Annotated in this window: 13 protein-coding genes; 5 read left to right on the top strand and 8 right to left on the bottom strand. The window is 36.1% G+C overall.

Annotated elements, in window-relative coordinates:
* Positions 1–177: 177 nt before the first annotated feature.
* Positions 178–1,734: a T9SS type A sorting domain-containing protein gene (locus R2782_RS08865; RefSeq protein ID WP_371267877.1), complete on the top strand. Its 1,557-nt coding sequence runs from the start codon at positions 178–180 to the stop codon at positions 1,732–1,734.
* A gap of 472 nt (positions 1,735–2,206) precedes the next feature.
* Here R2782_RS08865 and hppD read toward each other — a convergent pair whose 3' ends face one another.
* From hppD to uvrC, 4 genes are all read right to left on the bottom strand, one after another.
* Positions 2,207–3,367, bottom strand: coding sequence for a 4-hydroxyphenylpyruvate dioxygenase (gene hppD / locus R2782_RS08860; RefSeq protein WP_371267876.1), 1,161 nt, complete (start codon positions 3,365–3,367; stop codon positions 2,207–2,209).
* A gap of 26 nt (positions 3,368–3,393) precedes the next feature.
* Positions 3,394–4,548, bottom strand: a complete 1,155-nt coding sequence (locus tag R2782_RS08855; RefSeq protein ID WP_371267875.1) for a homogentisate 1,2-dioxygenase — start codon at positions 4,546–4,548, stop codon at positions 3,394–3,396.
* Positions 4,549–4,842: 294 nt separating this feature from the next.
* Positions 4,843–7,152 carry a patatin-like phospholipase family protein gene (locus tag R2782_RS08850; RefSeq protein WP_371267874.1) on the bottom strand — a complete coding sequence of 770 codons (2,310 nt, stop codon included), beginning with the start codon at positions 7,150–7,152 and terminating at the stop codon, positions 4,843–4,845.
* A 5-nt stretch (positions 7,153–7,157) separates the two neighbouring features.
* Positions 7,158–8,957: an excinuclease ABC subunit UvrC gene (gene uvrC / locus R2782_RS08845; RefSeq protein WP_371267873.1), complete on the bottom strand. Its 1,800-nt coding sequence runs from the start codon at positions 8,955–8,957 to the stop codon at positions 7,158–7,160.
* A 107-nt stretch (positions 8,958–9,064) separates the two neighbouring features.
* On the opposite strand from uvrC, the gene R2782_RS08840 reads away from it, so the two are divergent.
* Positions 9,065–10,303 (top strand): aspartate aminotransferase family protein, encoded by a 1,239-nt coding sequence (locus tag R2782_RS08840; protein ID WP_371267872.1) that lies wholly within the window; start codon positions 9,065–9,067, stop codon positions 10,301–10,303.
* Complete coding sequence (locus tag R2782_RS08835; protein ID WP_371267871.1) at positions 10,296–10,862, top strand: 5-formyltetrahydrofolate cyclo-ligase; 567 nt, start codon at positions 10,296–10,298, stop codon at positions 10,860–10,862. The genes R2782_RS08840 and R2782_RS08835 overlap by 8 nt, the downstream gene beginning before the upstream one ends.
* Here R2782_RS08835 and R2782_RS08830 read toward each other — a convergent pair.
* Positions 10,859–11,488 carry a lipoprotein signal peptidase gene (locus tag R2782_RS08830; RefSeq protein ID WP_371267870.1) on the bottom strand — a complete coding sequence of 210 codons (630 nt, stop codon included), beginning with the start codon at positions 11,486–11,488 and terminating at the stop codon, positions 10,859–10,861. The genes R2782_RS08835 and R2782_RS08830 overlap by 4 nt on opposite strands.
* 171 nt (positions 11,489–11,659) lie before the next feature.
* Between R2782_RS08830 and R2782_RS08825 the strand changes: the two genes are divergently transcribed.
* On the top strand, positions 11,660–12,907 hold the full coding sequence (locus R2782_RS08825; protein WP_371267869.1) for an LVIVD repeat-containing protein: 1,248 nt from the start codon (positions 11,660–11,662) through the stop codon (positions 12,905–12,907).
* A gap of 106 nt (positions 12,908–13,013) precedes the next feature.
* Here R2782_RS08825 and R2782_RS08820 read toward each other — a convergent pair whose 3' ends face one another.
* From R2782_RS08820 to R2782_RS08810, 3 genes are all read right to left on the bottom strand, one after another.
* Complete coding sequence (locus tag R2782_RS08820; protein WP_371267868.1) at positions 13,014–13,394, bottom strand: TraR/DksA family transcriptional regulator; 381 nt, start codon at positions 13,392–13,394, stop codon at positions 13,014–13,016.
* An 8-nt stretch (positions 13,395–13,402) separates the two neighbouring features.
* Positions 13,403–16,804 carry an isoleucine--tRNA ligase gene (ileS, locus tag R2782_RS08815; protein WP_371267867.1) on the bottom strand — a complete coding sequence of 1,134 codons (3,402 nt, stop codon included), beginning with the start codon at positions 16,802–16,804 and terminating at the stop codon, positions 13,403–13,405.
* Between the two features lie 198 nt (positions 16,805–17,002).
* Positions 17,003–17,515: a DUF1905 domain-containing protein gene (locus R2782_RS08810; RefSeq protein ID WP_371267866.1), complete on the bottom strand. Its 513-nt coding sequence runs from the start codon at positions 17,513–17,515 to the stop codon at positions 17,003–17,005.
* A gap of 58 nt (positions 17,516–17,573) precedes the next feature.
* On the opposite strand from R2782_RS08810, the gene rpiB reads away from it, so the two are divergent.
* Complete coding sequence (gene rpiB / locus R2782_RS08805) at positions 17,574–18,005, top strand: ribose 5-phosphate isomerase B (RefSeq protein ID WP_371267865.1); 432 nt, start codon at positions 17,574–17,576, stop codon at positions 18,003–18,005.
* The last annotated feature ends 16 nt before the right edge of the window (positions 18,006–18,021 follow it).

Here is an 18,021-nt window from a genome sequence, read left to right as displayed (position 1 = left end):
TGATGTTTTTAAAAAACTTCACCTTTTAGTAGGGTAATAAGTTTGTAGATTGTTTCATGTTTGAATCTAATGACTTAAACGCAGTCAGGTGACATTTGTCACATTTTTAATGATTTTTTTAAAATAACTTTGAATACTGCAACTTTAACAACATTATAATTTATAAATCAAAAAACAATGAAATACTTTTACTTATTCGCAACTATTTTATTCTTTCAAAGTTCTTTTTCTCAAAATTTATTATGGGAAAATGTCTACCCAAATTATCTTGTTTTAGGGAAAATGATTGTAGTAGATTCTGCGGATAAAATAATTTCAGTAGGAAATGGGCTCAATCAAGCCGGGTATGCTAATTATATTTACACTCAAAAAATGGACTCCGAAGGAAACTTAATTTGGAAGGATTCTATTTCAACGACATTACCAAACAACTCACATCGTGCAACCTGGACCGGAACGGACAGCAGTAATAACATTATCGTAGTGGGTTATCAATTTATTTTCTCACTTCAAAATGAAATTCCTAATGCAATAAAAGTATTAAAATATTCTCCTTCAGGCGAATTACTTTATAATTTAACAATTCCAGGGACATTTAATTCAGGAGATATAATGGGAATCCGTAAACGAAACATGGGCATAATTGATGAGTTTGACAACTTGTATGTTGGCACTGCGGGTATTTCAAATACATCATCACAAGCAGGATTTATCTTGTTCAAACTTAGCAGTGATGGAGAGTTAATTTGGGAACGGGTAAAAAGCTTTGGTAACGTTCACGGTATTCATGGCATGAATTATAAAAATGGAAAAATTGTCTTAGCTGGAAATACGTTGATCTCAGGTTACAATAACCAATATGCCGTTTGGAATTCGGATGGCAATTTGATTTGGTCAGGAAACAGTCAAAACAGCTACCAAACGTGGGCAACAGATGTTTTGTTAGACAATTCAGGCAATACATATTCTCTTACACAAACTTATGTAGGCTCCATTCCATACATTGGATTAACAAAATACGATACTAATGGTAATGTAATTTTTTCTCAAACTTACGATATTCAAGTTCCAGCTACTTCAGGAAGGTTAAAATCGTTAAGTTCCGGTGAATTAATTATCTCCGGAACAAATTGGTCTACTGGTGGAGAGAACAAATTATATGTAGCAAAAGTTTCTCCAACAGATGGTTCAGTTTTATATCAAAACGAACAGCTTTTATCACAAAGTAATAATTGGGTGTATGATGTCACTGTTTCTGAGAACGATAATTATTATTTTATTGGGAATTCTAATAACAATGGAGGTGCTCCCTCAGAAACATTTATTTATGCTTATTCTGCTGAAAACGGGTTTGAATGGACAACTATGTATAACATTCAAGGCACTGAACCGATGGCGATTGTTTTAGACTCTGAGGAAAAAATTTACACGGTTATTCAAAATAGATTTACAGTAGTTAAATTTGGAAATGCATTAAGTGAAAACTTAAGCCTCGCACAAAACAATCAACGCAACACAATTTACCCGAACCCAACTACCGATTTTTTGAATTTTCATTTAGAAGACGGTATTGCAAATTCAATTAGACTGTTTGACATAAATGGAAGAGAAATTTATCGTGGTGAAATTATCAATAATCAATTGGATGTTTCAAACCTTACAACAGGTCTTTATTTGGGCAGAATTGACTCACCTAACTTTGAAAGTTTTACAGTTAAATTTGTGAAAAAATAATCAAAATTGTTTGTTGAATACTTTTTGTAGCAGGAAGTAGTATTGTTATCTTTTTTAAACGTATTTCGTTCCCAACAAATTGGCGTATCGACCAATTGGCAGATTGCCCAAACGAAACATTATAAAAACACAAAGCCCAACTATTTCCAATTGGGCTGTATGCTAATTAACTAACCAAAAAAACTATAAATTATGAAAATTTATACTTCTTAAAGAAGGTAACCACTCCTCCTTTTTTGCGAGTGCAAAGGTAATTAGTTGGTTGCTAAATTGTTAGTTGTTTTTTGACTTTAACACATATTCAACAAAAAACACATCTAAAGAAGGTGTAAAATTTCACTATTCGTAATTTTAAGCCTGCTTGATTAATTTTTTTGTACAAAAAACTTCTTGTTATCGTAATAAAATAGAAATCCGCTAAGTTTTATACACATTGAATAAGGCTTAGCGGATTTTAAATTTACAAAAGCGTCTATAATGTTCCTCGTAAGGCTTGTTCTCGCTCAATACTTTCAAACAAAGCTTTGAAATTACCGGCTCCAAAACCTCTGGCACCCATACGTTGAATGATCTCAAAGAAAAGCGTTGGTCGGTCTTCTACCGGTTTGGTAAAAATCTGCAACAAATAGCCTTCTTCATCCGCATCAATCATTATGCCCAATTTTTGAAGTTCGTTGATGTCTTCTTTAAATTTCGACATATGGTCTTTTAAACGTTCCGGAATGGCATCGTAATACGCTTGCGGTGGGGTGCTCAAAAACTCTACTCCTCTTTTTCGCATTTCAGCTACGGTGGAAATGATATCATCGGTGGCAACCGCAATATGCTGCACACCCGGACCTTCATAAAAATCTAAGTATTCTTCAATTTGCGACTTTTTCTTCCCTTCGGCCGGTTCGTTGATGGGGAATTTAATTCTTCCGTTTCCGTTGCTCATTACTTTACTCATCAAAGCAGAATATTCGGTGGTAATTTGCTTGTCATCAAACGATAAGAAATTCACAAATCCCATGACATCTTCATACCATTTTACCCACGTATTCATTTCATTCCAACCCACATTACCCACCATGTGATCGATGTATTTTAGACCAACTGATGTAGGGTTGTAATCCGATTTCCATTCTTTATAACCCGGTAAAAAAGTCCCTTCGTAATTTTTGCGTTCTACGAATAGATGAACGGTTTCGCCGTACGTATAAATTCCTGCACGAACCACTTCGCCATATTCATCCGTTTCAACCGTAGGTTCCATGAAAACTTTTGCACCGCGTTTAGTCGTTTCTTCAAACGATTTACGAGCGTCTTCTACCCACAAAGCCACGATTTTTACTCCATCGCCATGTTTTTTTACGTGTTCCCCAATTGGCGAATCACTTTTTAAGGCGGTGGTTAATACCAATCGAATTTTGTCTTGCTTTAACACATACGAAGCTCGGTCTTTTACTCCGGTTTCTAATCCGGCATAGGCTAATGATTGAAAACCAAAAGCCGTTTTATAAAAGTGAGCGGCTTGTTTGGCATTCCCAACATAAAACTCTACATAATCGGTTCCCATTAAGGGAAGGAAATCTTGTGCTCCTTCAAATATTTTTTCTAATCCGTATTCTACTGATTTTATTTCTTGTGACATGATTTTTCTTTTAATTTATTAAACAATTACAACCACGACTGGTAATACTTATCATCAGCAACTTTCATTGCTTCATCTGTTACCATCAATGGTTTAAAGGTGTCAACCATTACGGCCAACTCTTTTGTTTCTGTTTTTCCGATACTACGTTCATAAGCACCCGGGTGCGGACCATGCGGAATTCCCGCAGGATGCAACGAAATATTACCGGGTTTTATGTCGTTTCGACTCATAAAATCACCATCTACATAATACAATACTTCATCGCTATCAATGTTGCTGTGATTATAAGGTGCAGGAATAGAAAGCGGATGATAATCATATAATCTCGGGACGAACGAACAAACCACAAACGCATCGGTTTCAAAGGTTTGATGAACCGGAGGTGGTTGATGAATTCGTCCGGTTATCGGTTCAAAATCGTGAATGGAAAACGCATACGGATAATTATAGCCATCATAACCCACCACATCAAAAGGATGAGAAGCATATACCATTTCGATGATTTCATCTTTTTTCTTCACTTTGATGATGAAATCTCCTATTTCGTCATGCGTTTCTAATTCTGTTGGACGACGTAAGTCGCGTTCGCAAAAGGGTGAATGTTCTAATAACTGACCGAACCAATTTCGATACCGTTTTGGTGTATAAATTGGTCTTCTGGATTCTACAATAAACAAACGATTATCTTCGGTATCAAAGTCGATTTTATAAATAATTCCACGTGGAATCAACAAATAATCACCATATTTAAAGTCGATATTTCCTAAAAGGGTACGAAGTTTTCCACTTCCTTTATGGATAAAAATCATTTCGTCCGAATCAGTATTTTTATAGAAATAATCCTGTGTTTTGTTTTGAGGTGCTGCCAATGTGATGTGACAATCTGAGTTGGTCAATACAATTTTACGGCTTTCTAAATAGTCTTTTTCGGGAGTAACATCAAAACCGTGCAATTTATAGGATTGCATATTATTTGATTTGGCGATGGATGGTGCCACCGAATATTGTTTGCGAATTTCTTTTACTTGCGTTGGTCGATGAACGTGATACATGTTGGAATACATTCCATCAAAACCAACAGTACCAAAGAGTTGCTCATAATAAAGCTCGCCGTTCGGTTTTCGGAATTGTGTATGCCGTTTGGGAGGAATTTCTCCTAATTTATGATAAAATGGCATTTTTTTGAATTTAGATTAAACATTCTATGAATTGTCACATTGACAAATTGCCATGTTGGCTAATTAACCCAAATCATTCGGGATTCCGTTTGATAAGGAATTGAAGGTAATCTAATAATCCAGGCCAAAAAGCATTCATTCTACAAGTTGTTTGAATTTAGTTTTGATTTTTTTTGATGTTTACACCCACTATAATACCAAGACCAAAAGCGACTAAAAAACCAAGAATTATATACATTTTAAAGTTTTATAAAAATACTATACAAATATCGTAAAAATTTGAATACAACACAATTAAAACCAAAAACCTACACTAAACCACGTATGGTGATCTTTTGTTTCGGGAGACCAACTGTGTTTTATTTCTACCGGGCCAAAAATAGTTTCTAAACCATATCCAAACCCATAACCTGTATAAGAGGGTTTTGTGAGCCATTCATCCGATTCAAATATTTTATCGCCGGCATTTGCAAAGTTGGCAGAGAAGTTCAAATGGTTCTTTTTAAAAATTTCATAATCCAACTGAAACAGTGCTTTAACATAACTATTCCCGGCAAAACTTAAAAAATCATAGCCATAAAACGGTTTAAAGTTGTTGATAGGATAAAATCCATATCCCCCAAAAACAAAATTAAAAAAGGGAACCGTTTGTTCTCCAATGGTTAAACCTCCTTCGGTTTGAAGATTAAGTGTCGTTCGGTTAAACAATTTTTGAGCAATACCGGCTTCTGCTTTTAAAATTGAAAAATTGTTATACGTGTTTGTGTAATCCGTAGAATAAAAAAACGATTGTATATCACCATTAAAATACCAACCTCTTTTGGGAAAATATTTATTGTCAAAGGAGTCATACTTCAAATACCCAAAAGCACTCAAATAATCACTGTTTTCTATAACCGGATCACCTGTGTTTAAGGTTTCTGATTTTAGTTTGAGATGTTGATGTTCCAACCCGCCCCCAATCAAAAACTTTTGAATAAAAATTGTTTGTACATATACCTGATTCGTAAAACTTGAAAAATCAACATTGATAGAATTCACATCTTCCGACGTAAATAATACCCCTTGACTAAAATCGGTGGTGACATTTCGATTGAAAGTAGTAAATTTTGATTTGATTCCGAAACTCCAATAAAAGCCATTATCAACATAATAATCCAAATAATACCTAAAGTTATCACCCAACACTATATCAGTAGAAATAATATCGTTTTTGAACAATATTTTCTTATGTGTAAAATTCACTAATATTCCACTTTTAAACAACCCATCGTAATGCAACCCTAATTTTAAAAAAGCTTTATAGGGATTTTCAGTTAAATTTAAATGAACCCTATCACCTTCTGCATCATCATTTTCCAAAGTGTAATTAATTGATCCAAAATTTTGTGTGGCATTCAAATTTTCTATTCCCTGTTTTAAATCTGAATAGCTTATTTTTTTGCCTGCCCTGAACCTTAATTTCCCCACAATATATGCTCGGGTGTAATTTTCTAATTGCGTATGTGAAATAGCAGAAATATATAAACTATCTCTATCTGTTAAAGGAATTACTGTTTTTTTCTTTTTAAAAGAAGTGCTTAGTTTATCGAGCTCTGCTAATACTTCTCGAGCAGCTTCTTCTCCGGCATCAATAATTTTACTCCCTTTGTCGAAAGAAATTACAGAAAATCCTTCAACTTTTGGACGAATGTAAACATCTGTCCTTTTTTTCTTTTCTTGCATTTTTTGAATCATTTGCAAATTCGAAATCTGAACCAATATACGAGTGGCGTCTTTTAGTGATTCGCGGTTTTTTAAATCATCTTGAACATCTACACCAATGATGATATCAGCCCCCATCTTTTTTACTTCATCTAAAGGATAGTTATTGACAACTCCACCATCAATTAAATACTTCCCATCAATAACTAACGGTGAATAAAGTGAAGGGAAAGCTCCACTCGCTAAAACAGATTGAGCCAAAAAACCTTGGTTCAACAACACTTCTTGACCGGTTTCAATATCTGTAGCGATACATAAAAAAGGAATGGGTAATTTTCTAAAATCCCGCTCATGACGAACATTTGCTGTTAAGCGAGTCATCATGTTGTAATTGTACAGCCCCTTAGAGAGTGCAGTTGGAATTCCAATTTTAAATTTGTCAAAGGGTAACGCGAAAGCATACCTTTCATCATTTGCTTTCTCATAAAAATTTTTAGATGAGCGAGGAATAAAATCTTGAATCACAGCGTCGTAATCGGTATTGTTAAAAATACTATCCAATTGAGTTGCAGTATAACCTGATGCATATAAACCCCCTATTATTGCTCCCATACTGGTTCCGCCAATATAATCTATTTTTATACCGGCTTCTTCAATGACTTTAAGAACACCTATGTGAGCTAATCCTTTGGCTCCACCACCACTTAAAACCAATCCGATTTTAGGCTTCTTCGGAATGGAATCTTGAGCGTAAATGCCGAATGGGAAAATATACAGAGCTAAAAATAATAGACAAAACTTTATTGGCCCGGATTGAGCCTTTATCCGCTTAACAAAAAGTTTAGACATAAGCAAAGACGGAAAAACGTAAGCCAAAAAGCTGAAAAAAATTCGCTTCAAAAAAATTATTTTATAAATGTTCTGTAAAATTCGTGAATTTTTTTTGCTTTTGACATACCTACTACTTCAGAAATTTCACTTTCGGTGGCTAAAGACAATCTTTTAACACTTTTGAAATGTTTTAGCAACGTTATCGTCGTTTTTTCTCCAATACCAGGAATGGTTTCGAGTGATGTTTGCAAAGCAGATTTACTCCGCTTATCACGATGATGTGTAATGCCAAACCGATGAGCTTCGTTACGCAACTGCTGAATAATTTTCAGTGTTTCCGATTTTTTATCTAAGTACAATGGCACAGAATCACCCGGATAAAACAATTCTTCCAATCGCTTGGCAATTCCAATAATAGCCACTTTCCCACGTAATCCTAAATCATCTAAACTTTTCAGGGCAGAAGAAAGTTGACCTTTACCTCCGTCTATAACAATCAATTGTGGCAAAGGTTGTTTTTCCTCCAATAAACGTTTGTAACGACGGTACACTACTTCCTCCATGGAGGCAAAGTCATTAGGTCCTTCCACTGTTTTGATATTAAAATGACGGTAATCTTTTTTGCTAGCTTTTCCATTTTTAAACACAACGCAGGCAGCAACAGGATTAGTCCCTTGAATATTGGAATTGTCAAAACATTCGATGTGACGAGGCTCTACCGAAAGGCGTAAATCTTTTTGCATTTGAGCCATAATTCGGTTTGTATGCCTATCCGGGTCAACAATTTGAATTTGTTTCAATTGCTCCAAACGGTGGTACTTGGCGTTGCGTTGCGAAAGTTCTAAAATTTGTTTTTTGTCGCCCAATTGCGGGACGGTAACTTTGATTTTATCACCAAAATCCAATTCAAAAGGTAAAATGAGTTCTTTGGAAGTCAAATGAAATCGTTCGCGAAGCTCTACAACGGCCAATTCCAATAGCTCCTCGTCAGTTTCGTCCAACTTTTTTTTCATCTCCAAGGTATACGAACGAATAATTGCTCCATGAGCAATTTGAAGGAAATTAACATACGCCATCGACTCATCAGATACAATTGAAAACACATCAATATTGGATATTTTTGGGTTGAGAATCGTGGATTTAGCTTGGTAATTTTCTAAAACTTCTATTTTTTCTTTGATTTTTTGAGCTTCTTCAAATTGCATAGCAGAGGCAAAATCATTCATTTTATACTTGAATTCTTTTAAACTGTCTTTAAAATTTCCTTTTAAAATTTCACGGATGGTATCCACTTGCTTTTGATAATTTTCCAACGATTCCAATCCTTCACAAGGTCCCTTGCAATTACCAATGTGGTATTCTAAGCATACTTTGTATTTATGATTGCGGATATTTTGCTCACTTAAATCGTAATTACATGTTCGCAGTGGATACAATTCTTTAATCATCTCCAACAACGTATTTACCGTTTTAAAATTGGTGTAAGGACCATAATACTCTGATCCGTCTTTAATCATTTTTCGAGTGGGAAAAATGCGGGAAAACGGTTCTTTTTTGATACAAATCCACGGATAAGTCTTGTCGTCTTTTAAGTTGATGTTATAGCGAGGTTGTAGTTTCTTAATCAAATTATTCTCCAACAATAGTGCATCTTGTTCCGATGAAACCACGATGTGACGAATTTCCACAATTTTCTTCACTAAAACCGCTGTTTTATAATTGTCATGCGATTTGGTAAAATAAGAAGCTACTCTTTTTTTTAAATTCTTTGCTTTTCCTACGTAGAGAATTTTGCCCTCTTTATCAAAATATTGATACACTCCCGGACTGTCGGGAAGTGTTTGAAGTTGAAGTTCTAAAGATGTGGTCTGCATCGTACAAATATATTAGTAAAATGAAGAGCAAACAATAGAGGATGAACTAACATTTATCATATTTCCTTTAGTATAATACTTTTAGTTTTGTCCAAAATAATTTTATTATGACGTATTGGAAAAAATATTCACATCAGGAACGGATAAACCGAGTTAATTCGGCTTTGGAAGAAAACGTAAACTTTTCTAAAGATATTTCGTTGGGATTTCCGGCTTCCAAACTGGATGGAAAAGTGTTTTACGACAATGCTCCGTTTTTGAAAGAAGCTCCAACACTGCAAACTTTTGTGGCCAACCCCAATCATATTGGTTGTCACACCTTAGGTCAATCCGAAAATGTGTTTAGTGGCACACAACAATTGGAAAAAGAGGTACTTAACGCGTTAGCAATTGATGTTTTTAAATCAAAACCCAATGCTTTTGACGGATATATTTCCCCCGGGGGAACAGAAGCTAACATTCAAGCCTTATGGATGTACCGCAATTATTTCCTTCAAGAACACCAAGCTTCTTTAAAGGAAATTGCTATTGTTTCATCAGAAGATACACATTATTCCATCCCGAAAGGGGCTAACCTTTTACAAGTAGATTGGCTCAAAATACCCGTTGATTTTTCAACCCGTCAAGTGGATAAAAAAGCATTAAAATTGATTCTTTTACTGGCAAAAGAAAAAGGTAAAAGACACTTTATTGTTATCTCAAATATGGGAACTACTATGTTTGGTTCGGTTGATAACCCAAATGATTACATAGCCGTTTTGAACGAGTTAAACCTATCGTTTAAATTACACATAGATGGAGCTTACGGTGGGTTTGTTTATCCGTTTAGCAATCAAAATTCGCTTATCAATTTCACGAATCCAGACATCAGTTCAATAACTATTGATGCTCACAAAATGCTACAAGCTCCATATGGAACCGGTATTTTTATTTGCCGAAAAAACCTCATCCATCATGTACTCACCAAAGAAGCAGAATATGTGGAAGGGATGGATGTTACCCTTTGTGGTAGTCGTTCCGGAGCAAACGCCATTGCGGTATGGATGATTTTGTCAACTTACGGTCCGCACGGTTGGTTTGAAAAAGTAAGCACGCTACAATTGCGTACCGATTTTCTCTGTCGCGAACTTGACCAATTGAACATTCGTTATTTCCGAGAACCATTTATGAATATTGTGACCATCGAAGCAAAATACATTTCCAACGCAATGGCTCAACGTTTTCGTCTCGTCCCTCAATCGCACCTGAACGATAACAAGTGGTATAAAATTGTCGTGATGAACCACGTAGAACCCGAACATTTAATTACTTTTATAGCCGAATTGAACGCTTCGGTATATGCATAAAAAAGAACTTCGGGTAAAGTATAAATCCTTAAGAGCCACACTTACGTCGGAAGAGATAGAAGAAAAAAGCTTAGCCATTGCCAACCAATTGCTTCGGTTGAACATTTGGGATAAAACCTATTACCATCTTTTTCTTTCCATAACCGAACAAAAAGAAATTGATACCGAATTCATCCTGCAAATTCTCGCTGGAAAAGACAAAGAAATTGTCCTTTCCAAAAGTGATTTTACAACCGGAACCATGACTCATTTCCTGTTAACCGACAACACCAAAATCAAAAAAAACGAATACAATATTCCGGAACCCGTTAACGGATTGGAAGTGCCGGTAAATAAAATAGAAGTAGTGTTTATTCCGCTATTGGCGTTTGATGAAAAAGGCCATCGGGTGGGTTACGGAAAAGGATTTTATGACCGATTTTTAAAGGAATGTCATCCCAAAACCCTTAAAATCGGATTGTCTTTTTTTGAACCGGAAAAAAAAATTGAAGACGCTTTTGAATCGGATATCCAATTGAATTACTGCATTACACCAAATGAAATATATTCGTTTGATTAAGCAGCAACTTCCTCAGTTGATTCTTCTTTTTTATCTGTACCAAATGCCTTTTTGTTGAATACAATCAAAATACCCACACCGGTAGAAATAGCCATGTCGGCAATATTAAAAATGGCATTAAAGAAAGTAAAGTAGTTTCCACCTACAACAGGGAGCCATTCAGGCAAAGTTCCTTTCCAAATGGGAAAATAAAGCATATCTACCACTTTACCATGAAACCAAGTCCCATAAGGATTATCAGAGAATAATGTAGAAGCTGCGTGATGACTATCGTTAAAAATCACACCATAAAAAACACTATCGATAATGTTCCCAAATGCTCCGGCTAAAATCAAAGCAACCGCAACAATCAGGTAGTTTGAACTGTGTTTTTTGACGCTATCCCAAAGCCAATACCCAATCCCAAAAACGGCCACTATGCGAAATAACGTTAAAAACAATTTTCCGTAATCACCGGGTATTTTGGTTCCCCAAGCCATGCCTTCGTTTTCGATAAAGTGAATTCTGAACCAATCAAAAACTTTAATTTCTTCTCCTAGAACAAAGTTAGTTTTAATGTATATTTTGGAAAGTTGATCAACTAACAAGATGATAAAGACAATCAAATAAGCTTTCTTTAAAGACATGCTGACAATTTTATCGTGCAAAAATAACAATTATCTCAAACAAATGCCGATTTATAAAAACAGAAGGCAAAACTTTAAAAAATTTTTAGCATTTTACGCAACCTTTTTTAGATTTTACGTCTCAACTACATACAACAATTTGTACATTTGTTTAACCTAACCTAACTGATAATGAAAACAATAAAATTACTTTGCTTGTGCTTGTTTGTTGGCTTTTTTGCAAGTTGTAATCAAGAAGATGACCGTTCCACGGAAACTGCAAAATTTGCGGTTCCCGTAATCAAATCATTAGAAACATTACGAAATTCCATTTCGGTTACTTCTGCTCAAGAAACTAATTCCGAGGGCAAAATTTATATTGCAGAAAACCTATTGTTTTATATTGCTCAAGAATCCGGCATCCACATTTTTGACAATTCTAACCCGGCTAATCCCAAAAATATGGCTTTTATCAACCTAGAAGGAGTGCATGATATTGCGGTAAAGGGAAACTATTTGTATGCGGATAACTTTGTGGACTTAGTGGTTTTTGATATTAGCAACATCAATAATATAGAAGTTGTTCGTGTGACTGAGAATGTAATTTCCTTCTACCCTACTTTTCCTAGTGATGCTGAATTTTATGCCTATGACATTTATCCTTCCGAAGGTGAAATCATGGTTGGATTTACAATTGAAACTAGGGAAAGACCTTCTGAGGAATATGCGAATTGGGCTGACGATGCTCTTGCAAGCTTTGAAAGTGCTAGCGGAGGAAATGTTGGAACGGGTGGTTCCTATGCCAAATTCCAAATCAACAACAACGCTTTGTATACCGTTGAATCGTTTAATTTAAAAGTCTTCAATATTACCAATCCTAGCCAAACTTATTACGACAAAACGGTGTATATGAGTGAGTGGTTGGGAGGTGGACAATTTGAAACTTTGTTTAAGCAAAAAGAGTTTCTTTTTATAGGTTCAACAAACGGAATGTATATTGTGAATGCTGAGGATGAATTTAATCCGTATTTTTTATCTAGTTTTTCACATGCAACGGCTTGTGACCCGGTAGTGGTAGATGGTAATAAAGCGTATATTACTGTTAGGGGTGGTTCTACATGTGGTTCAATTGAGGACCAAGTAAATGTTATTGACATTACAACAATAGAAAATCCAACTTTGATTTCAACTTATTTATTGACACAACCCTATGGTTTGGGTATCAAAAACAATGTTCTTTACGTTTGTGCCAATGGTAATTTAAATGTATTTGACGCAACAAATGCAGCAGATTTATCTCTAGAAAACACCTATGAAGACGACGTTACCGATGTTATTGCTTTAGATTCACACTTGATTGCTGTAGGAACCAACAAAATTATTCAATACAACTATGGTGCAAATCACTCATTAGAGCTAATGAGTATAGTGAATTTTTAATTCTAAAATTAGTGGTGAAATAATAAAAGAGATAACCCGAAAGTTATCTCTTTTTCTATTATTTGTTATTCTCTAAAAATTATTTCCATTGGCAACTACGAATTTCTTATCGTTGCATATTCTTCGCCTCTATACTCATAGTAGCATGCGGTACCAATTTTAAGCGATCTTTCGAGATTAATTTACCCGTCACTTTACAAACACCATACGTTTTATTTTCTACTCTGAAAAGAGCATTTTTTAAATCGCGGATAAATTTTTCTTGGCGAATGGCCAATTGAGAATTTGCTTCTTTACTCATGGTTTCAGAACCTTCTTCAAAAGCTTTGAAAGTAGGAGAAGTATCATCTGTTCCATTATTCAAATCATTCATATAGGCACTCTTGATGAGCTCCAAATCATTCTGTGCTTTCTCAATTTTTTTTAAGATAATTTCTTTGAACTCCGCCAAATCGGCTTCTGAGTAACGTACTACTTCATCTGTCATAATCTAATCTATTTTGAAATTATTATTATTGTTTTTATATCATCAAACTCAATTTCTGTACCATTTTTTATATCCTCTTCAAAAACCAAGGTTTCCGTTAATGTTTCCGACTTAATATACGTTTCATTGGCTAAAACGGCTTCTTCTAAACTACCATTTCTCAACAATTGAACTTTTATTTTATCAGTAACTTCAAAACCACTGTCCTTTCTAAGGTTTTGAATACGATTGACTAACTCTCTTGCAATGCCTTCTTTTCGCAATTCATCTGTAATAGTGATGTCTAAGGCTACTGTAATTCCGTTTGCATTAGCTACCAACCAACCCGGGATGTCTTGTGAAGAAATCTCCACCTCATCTTGTGTTAAAGTTATTGAATTTCCCGAAATAACAAGCGTGTAACTGCCGTTGCGGTCTAATTCATTGATTTGTTCCTGACTAAAGTTTTGTATCTCTTTGGCAATCAATCCCATATCTTTTCCAAAACGAGGGCCTAGGGCCTTGAAATTCGGTTTTATTTGCTTCACCAACACCCCCGAAGCATCGTCTAACAACACCACTTCTTTTACGTTTACTTCCGCTTTTATCAGGTCAGAAACCGCTTCAATTTCAACACGCTGTTGGTCGTCAAGTATAGGAATCATAACCTTTTGCAACGGTTGACGTACCTTAATCATCTCCTTCTTGCGAAGCGATAAAACCAGTGACGAAACCGTCTGTGCTTTCAACATTTTACTCTCCAGCGATTTATCAACATATTTTTCAACATATTTCGGAAAATCGGCCAAATGTACACTGTCAAAATTTTCTGAATGTGTGGCTTGTGTTAAATCTCGGTAAAGTCTGTCCATGTAAAACGGTGCAATAGGAGCCGACAATTTAGCCACCGTGATTAAACACGTGTACAACGTTTGATAGGCCGCTATTTTATCTGTTCCGTATTCGCCTTTCCAAAATCTTCTTCGGCACAAACGAACATACCAATTACTCAAATTCTCCTGAACAAAATCAGAAATCGCTCTCGCGGCTCTGGTTGGTTCATAATCGGCATAACTTTCATCTACCAACTGCACCAACGTTTGCAATTCCGATAAAATCCAACGGTCAATTTCCGGTCTTTCCGTTAGAGGAATTTCTGCTTCTTTATACGTAAATCCGTCAATATTCGCATACAACGAAAAGAACGAATAGGTATTATATAAGGTGCCGAAAAACTTACGTCGCACTTCGGCAACCCCTTCTATATCAAACTTTAAATTATCCCACGGATTCGCATTGGCAATCATGTACCATCGCGTGGCATCCGGACCGTAATCAGCCAACGTTTTAAACGGGTCAATCGCATTACCCAAACGCTTCGACATTTTTTGCCCATTTTTATCCAATACCAAACCGTTGGAAACGACATTTTTATACGCAATTGTATCAAAAACTAACGTTCCGATGGCATGTAAGGTATAAAACCAACCACGGGTTTGATCCACTCCTTCTGCAATAAAATCAGCCGGAAATGCTTCGTTATTGTCAATTAAATGCTTGTTCTCAAACGGATAATGCCATTGAGCATACGGCATCGCTCCACTGTCAAACCAAACGTCAATCAAATCGGTTTCGCGTTTCATCGGTTTTCCGGAAGGCGAAACCAATACAATTTCATCCACTACATTCTTGTGTAAATCCACTAAGTCATAGTTCTCCTCGCTCATGTTGCCAATTTCAAATCCTTTAAACGGATTATCTTTTTGGAAACCGGCCGCAATGGATTGTTCAATGGCCTTGTACAATTCTTCTACCGAACCCATGATTACCTCTTCCGATTTATCTTCTGTACGCCAAATGGGTAACGGAATTCCCCAGTATCTGGAACGAGATAAATTCCAATCGTTAGCGTTTTTCAACCAGTTGCCAAAACGACCTTCTCCAGTAGCTTTAGGTTTCCAGTTGATGGTGTCGTTCAAATCAAACATACGGTCTTTGATTTCCGTTACTTTGATGAACCACGAATCCAACGGATAATACAAAATCGGCTTATCCGTTCGCCAACAATGCGGATAACTGTGCACGTATTTCTCTACTTTGAAGGCTTTATTTTCTTCTTTCAACAAGATGGCAAGTTCTACATCCGCAGATCGTTCCGGAGCTTCACCTTCGTTGTAATATTCATTTTTCACATATTTGCCGGAAAAATCACCCAATCCTTGAATAAATTTCCCTTGTAAATCCACCAATGGAACCGGATTTCCGGCGGCATCCAACACCAACATCGGCGGTACTTCAGGCGTAGCTTCTTTCGCCACTTTCGCATCATCTGCACCAAAAGTGGGAGCCGTATGTACGATTCCGGTACCGTCTTCCGTCGTCACAAAATCACCTGAAATCACACGAAACGCATTTTCAGGGTTTTGATACGGTAAAATCCAAGGCAACAATTGTTCGTAACGAATGCCCACTAAATCTGCTCCTTTGCATTCGGTTAAGATTTGATAAGGTATCTTTTTATCTTCTGCTTTATAGTTCGTAAAATCAGCTTCGCTCTCGGCTAAAGCGAACTTTCCGCCCAATTGTTTACCCACTAAATTCTTCGCCAACACTACACTTATCGGCTCAAACGTATATTGATTAAACGTTTTCACTAACACATAATCAATCTTTGGTCCAACGGTCAACGCCGTATTACTGGGCAATGTCCAAGGGGTAGTCGTCCAAGCTAAAATATGAATGTCGCCAAATCCTTGTAAAAAGCTCGGTAAGGTTTCCGGTTTGGTTTTGAATTGAGCCACAACGGTGGTATCGGTCACATCTCTATAACTTCCGGGTTGGTTTACTTCGTGCGAAGACAAACCAGTTCCCGCTTTGGGCGAATACGGTTGAATGGTGTAGCCTTTGTACAACAAATCTTTGTCGTAAATCTGCTTTAATAACCACCAAACCGACTCCATGTATTTCGATTTATAGGTCACATACGGGTCTTTCATGTCTACCCAATAGCCCATTTTCTCGGTGAGGTCGTTCCACACATCGGTATACCGCATCACGGTGCGTTTACAGGCTTCGTTGTATTCGGCAACGGTAATTTTGGTGCCGATGTCTTCTTTGGTAATGCCTAATTCTTTTTCGGTACCCAATTCTACCGGCAAACCGTGGGTATCCCAACCCGCTTTTCGTTTTACTTGAAAGCCTTTTTGGGTTTTATAACGGCAAAAAATATCTTTAATCGCACGAGCCATCACGTGATGAATTCCCGGCAAACCATTGGCCGAAGGCGGACCTTCAAAAAACACATACGGTGGTTGCCCTTCACGGCTAGTGACACTTTGTTCAAAAATCTGATTTTCCTTCCAATACTTTAGCACTTCCGAAGCCACTGTGGGCAAATCAAGTCCTTTGTATTCTGCAAATTTTGTACTCATGTTTTCTCGTTCTAAAAAATCAATTTGCGAAAGTAAGGAATTTTGGGATAATATGATAAGAGTGTGAGAATTGTTTAAACGTTTATTGACTCATGAAAGAGTGTCTCTATTCAGAACATAGAAACTTAACCAAACTTACAAATGCGGTCTGAACAAAACGTTGTTCAATGTTATTCAATTCTGTTATTGTGGTGATTATTATTTTTTAAATCGTTTAAAATCTTCATTTAAGCATTTAAAATCCAAAATACCATTTCTGTTTTTCAAATGATCTAAAATAACAAACGATTTTTCAATTCGTAGCTGTGAACTTTTGTATTTATTGACTATGTGAATTAATGAGCGTTGTTTACCGGGAGTTAGTTTATGAAACAAATCACTTCCTTCTGGGTCGCTAAAAAAAACTTCTTCCATTTCTTCCGAAAGTGACATCCCGTATTTGCTATCATCTTTTATTAATTCAACTTCCACATCATCATTCAAATGCAAATTCAATTTTCTAGAGATTTCTCTATTCAATAAAATATAATGAAAACTACCTTTGGGTAACATCGCACAATGAAAAGAAAATTTTTCATTGAGTGTGCATACCACACGTTTGTCTTTGGCTTCTTCAATTAATTCTTCGAAAATTGCAGCCGGAATCGGGATGTGTAATTCCCAATACAACGCATTATCTTCAAACGAACAAACCTGACCGTTAAATTTCATCCTAACCTGATTGAATTTGATTATTTTTGTAAAGATAAAAATAACAACACAACTCTTTATGAAAATCTCAATTGGAAACGATCACGCTGGTCCGGATTATAAAAAAGCCATCGTTGATTTTTTAGAAAAACAAGGTCACCAAGTCATCAATCACGGTACAAACACTACTGATAGTGTAGATTATCCTGATTTTGGTCATCCTGTAGCCGCCGATGTTGAAACCGGAAAAGCGGATTTTGGTATCGTCATTTGCGGAAGTGGAAACGGCATTGCAATGACTGTCAACAAACACCAAGGTATCAGAGCAGCATTGTGTTGGACCAAAGAAATTGTAGCTTTAGCCAGACAACATAATGATGCAAATATCATTAGTATTCCGGCAAGATTTACTTCGATTCCGCAAGCAGTGGAAATGGTGGAAACCTTTTTGAATACTGATTTTGAAGGCGGAAGACATTTAAATCGAGTGAATAAAATAAGTTGCTCTTAATGGTTTAAAAAAATCC

It is taken from the genome of Flavobacterium sp. (assembly GCF_041392085.1).
Taxonomy (GTDB): domain Bacteria; phylum Bacteroidota; class Bacteroidia; order Flavobacteriales; family Flavobacteriaceae; genus Flavobacterium.
Note: the sequence above shows the minus strand (reverse complement) of the source record. Positions and strands in the feature narration are given on the sequence as shown.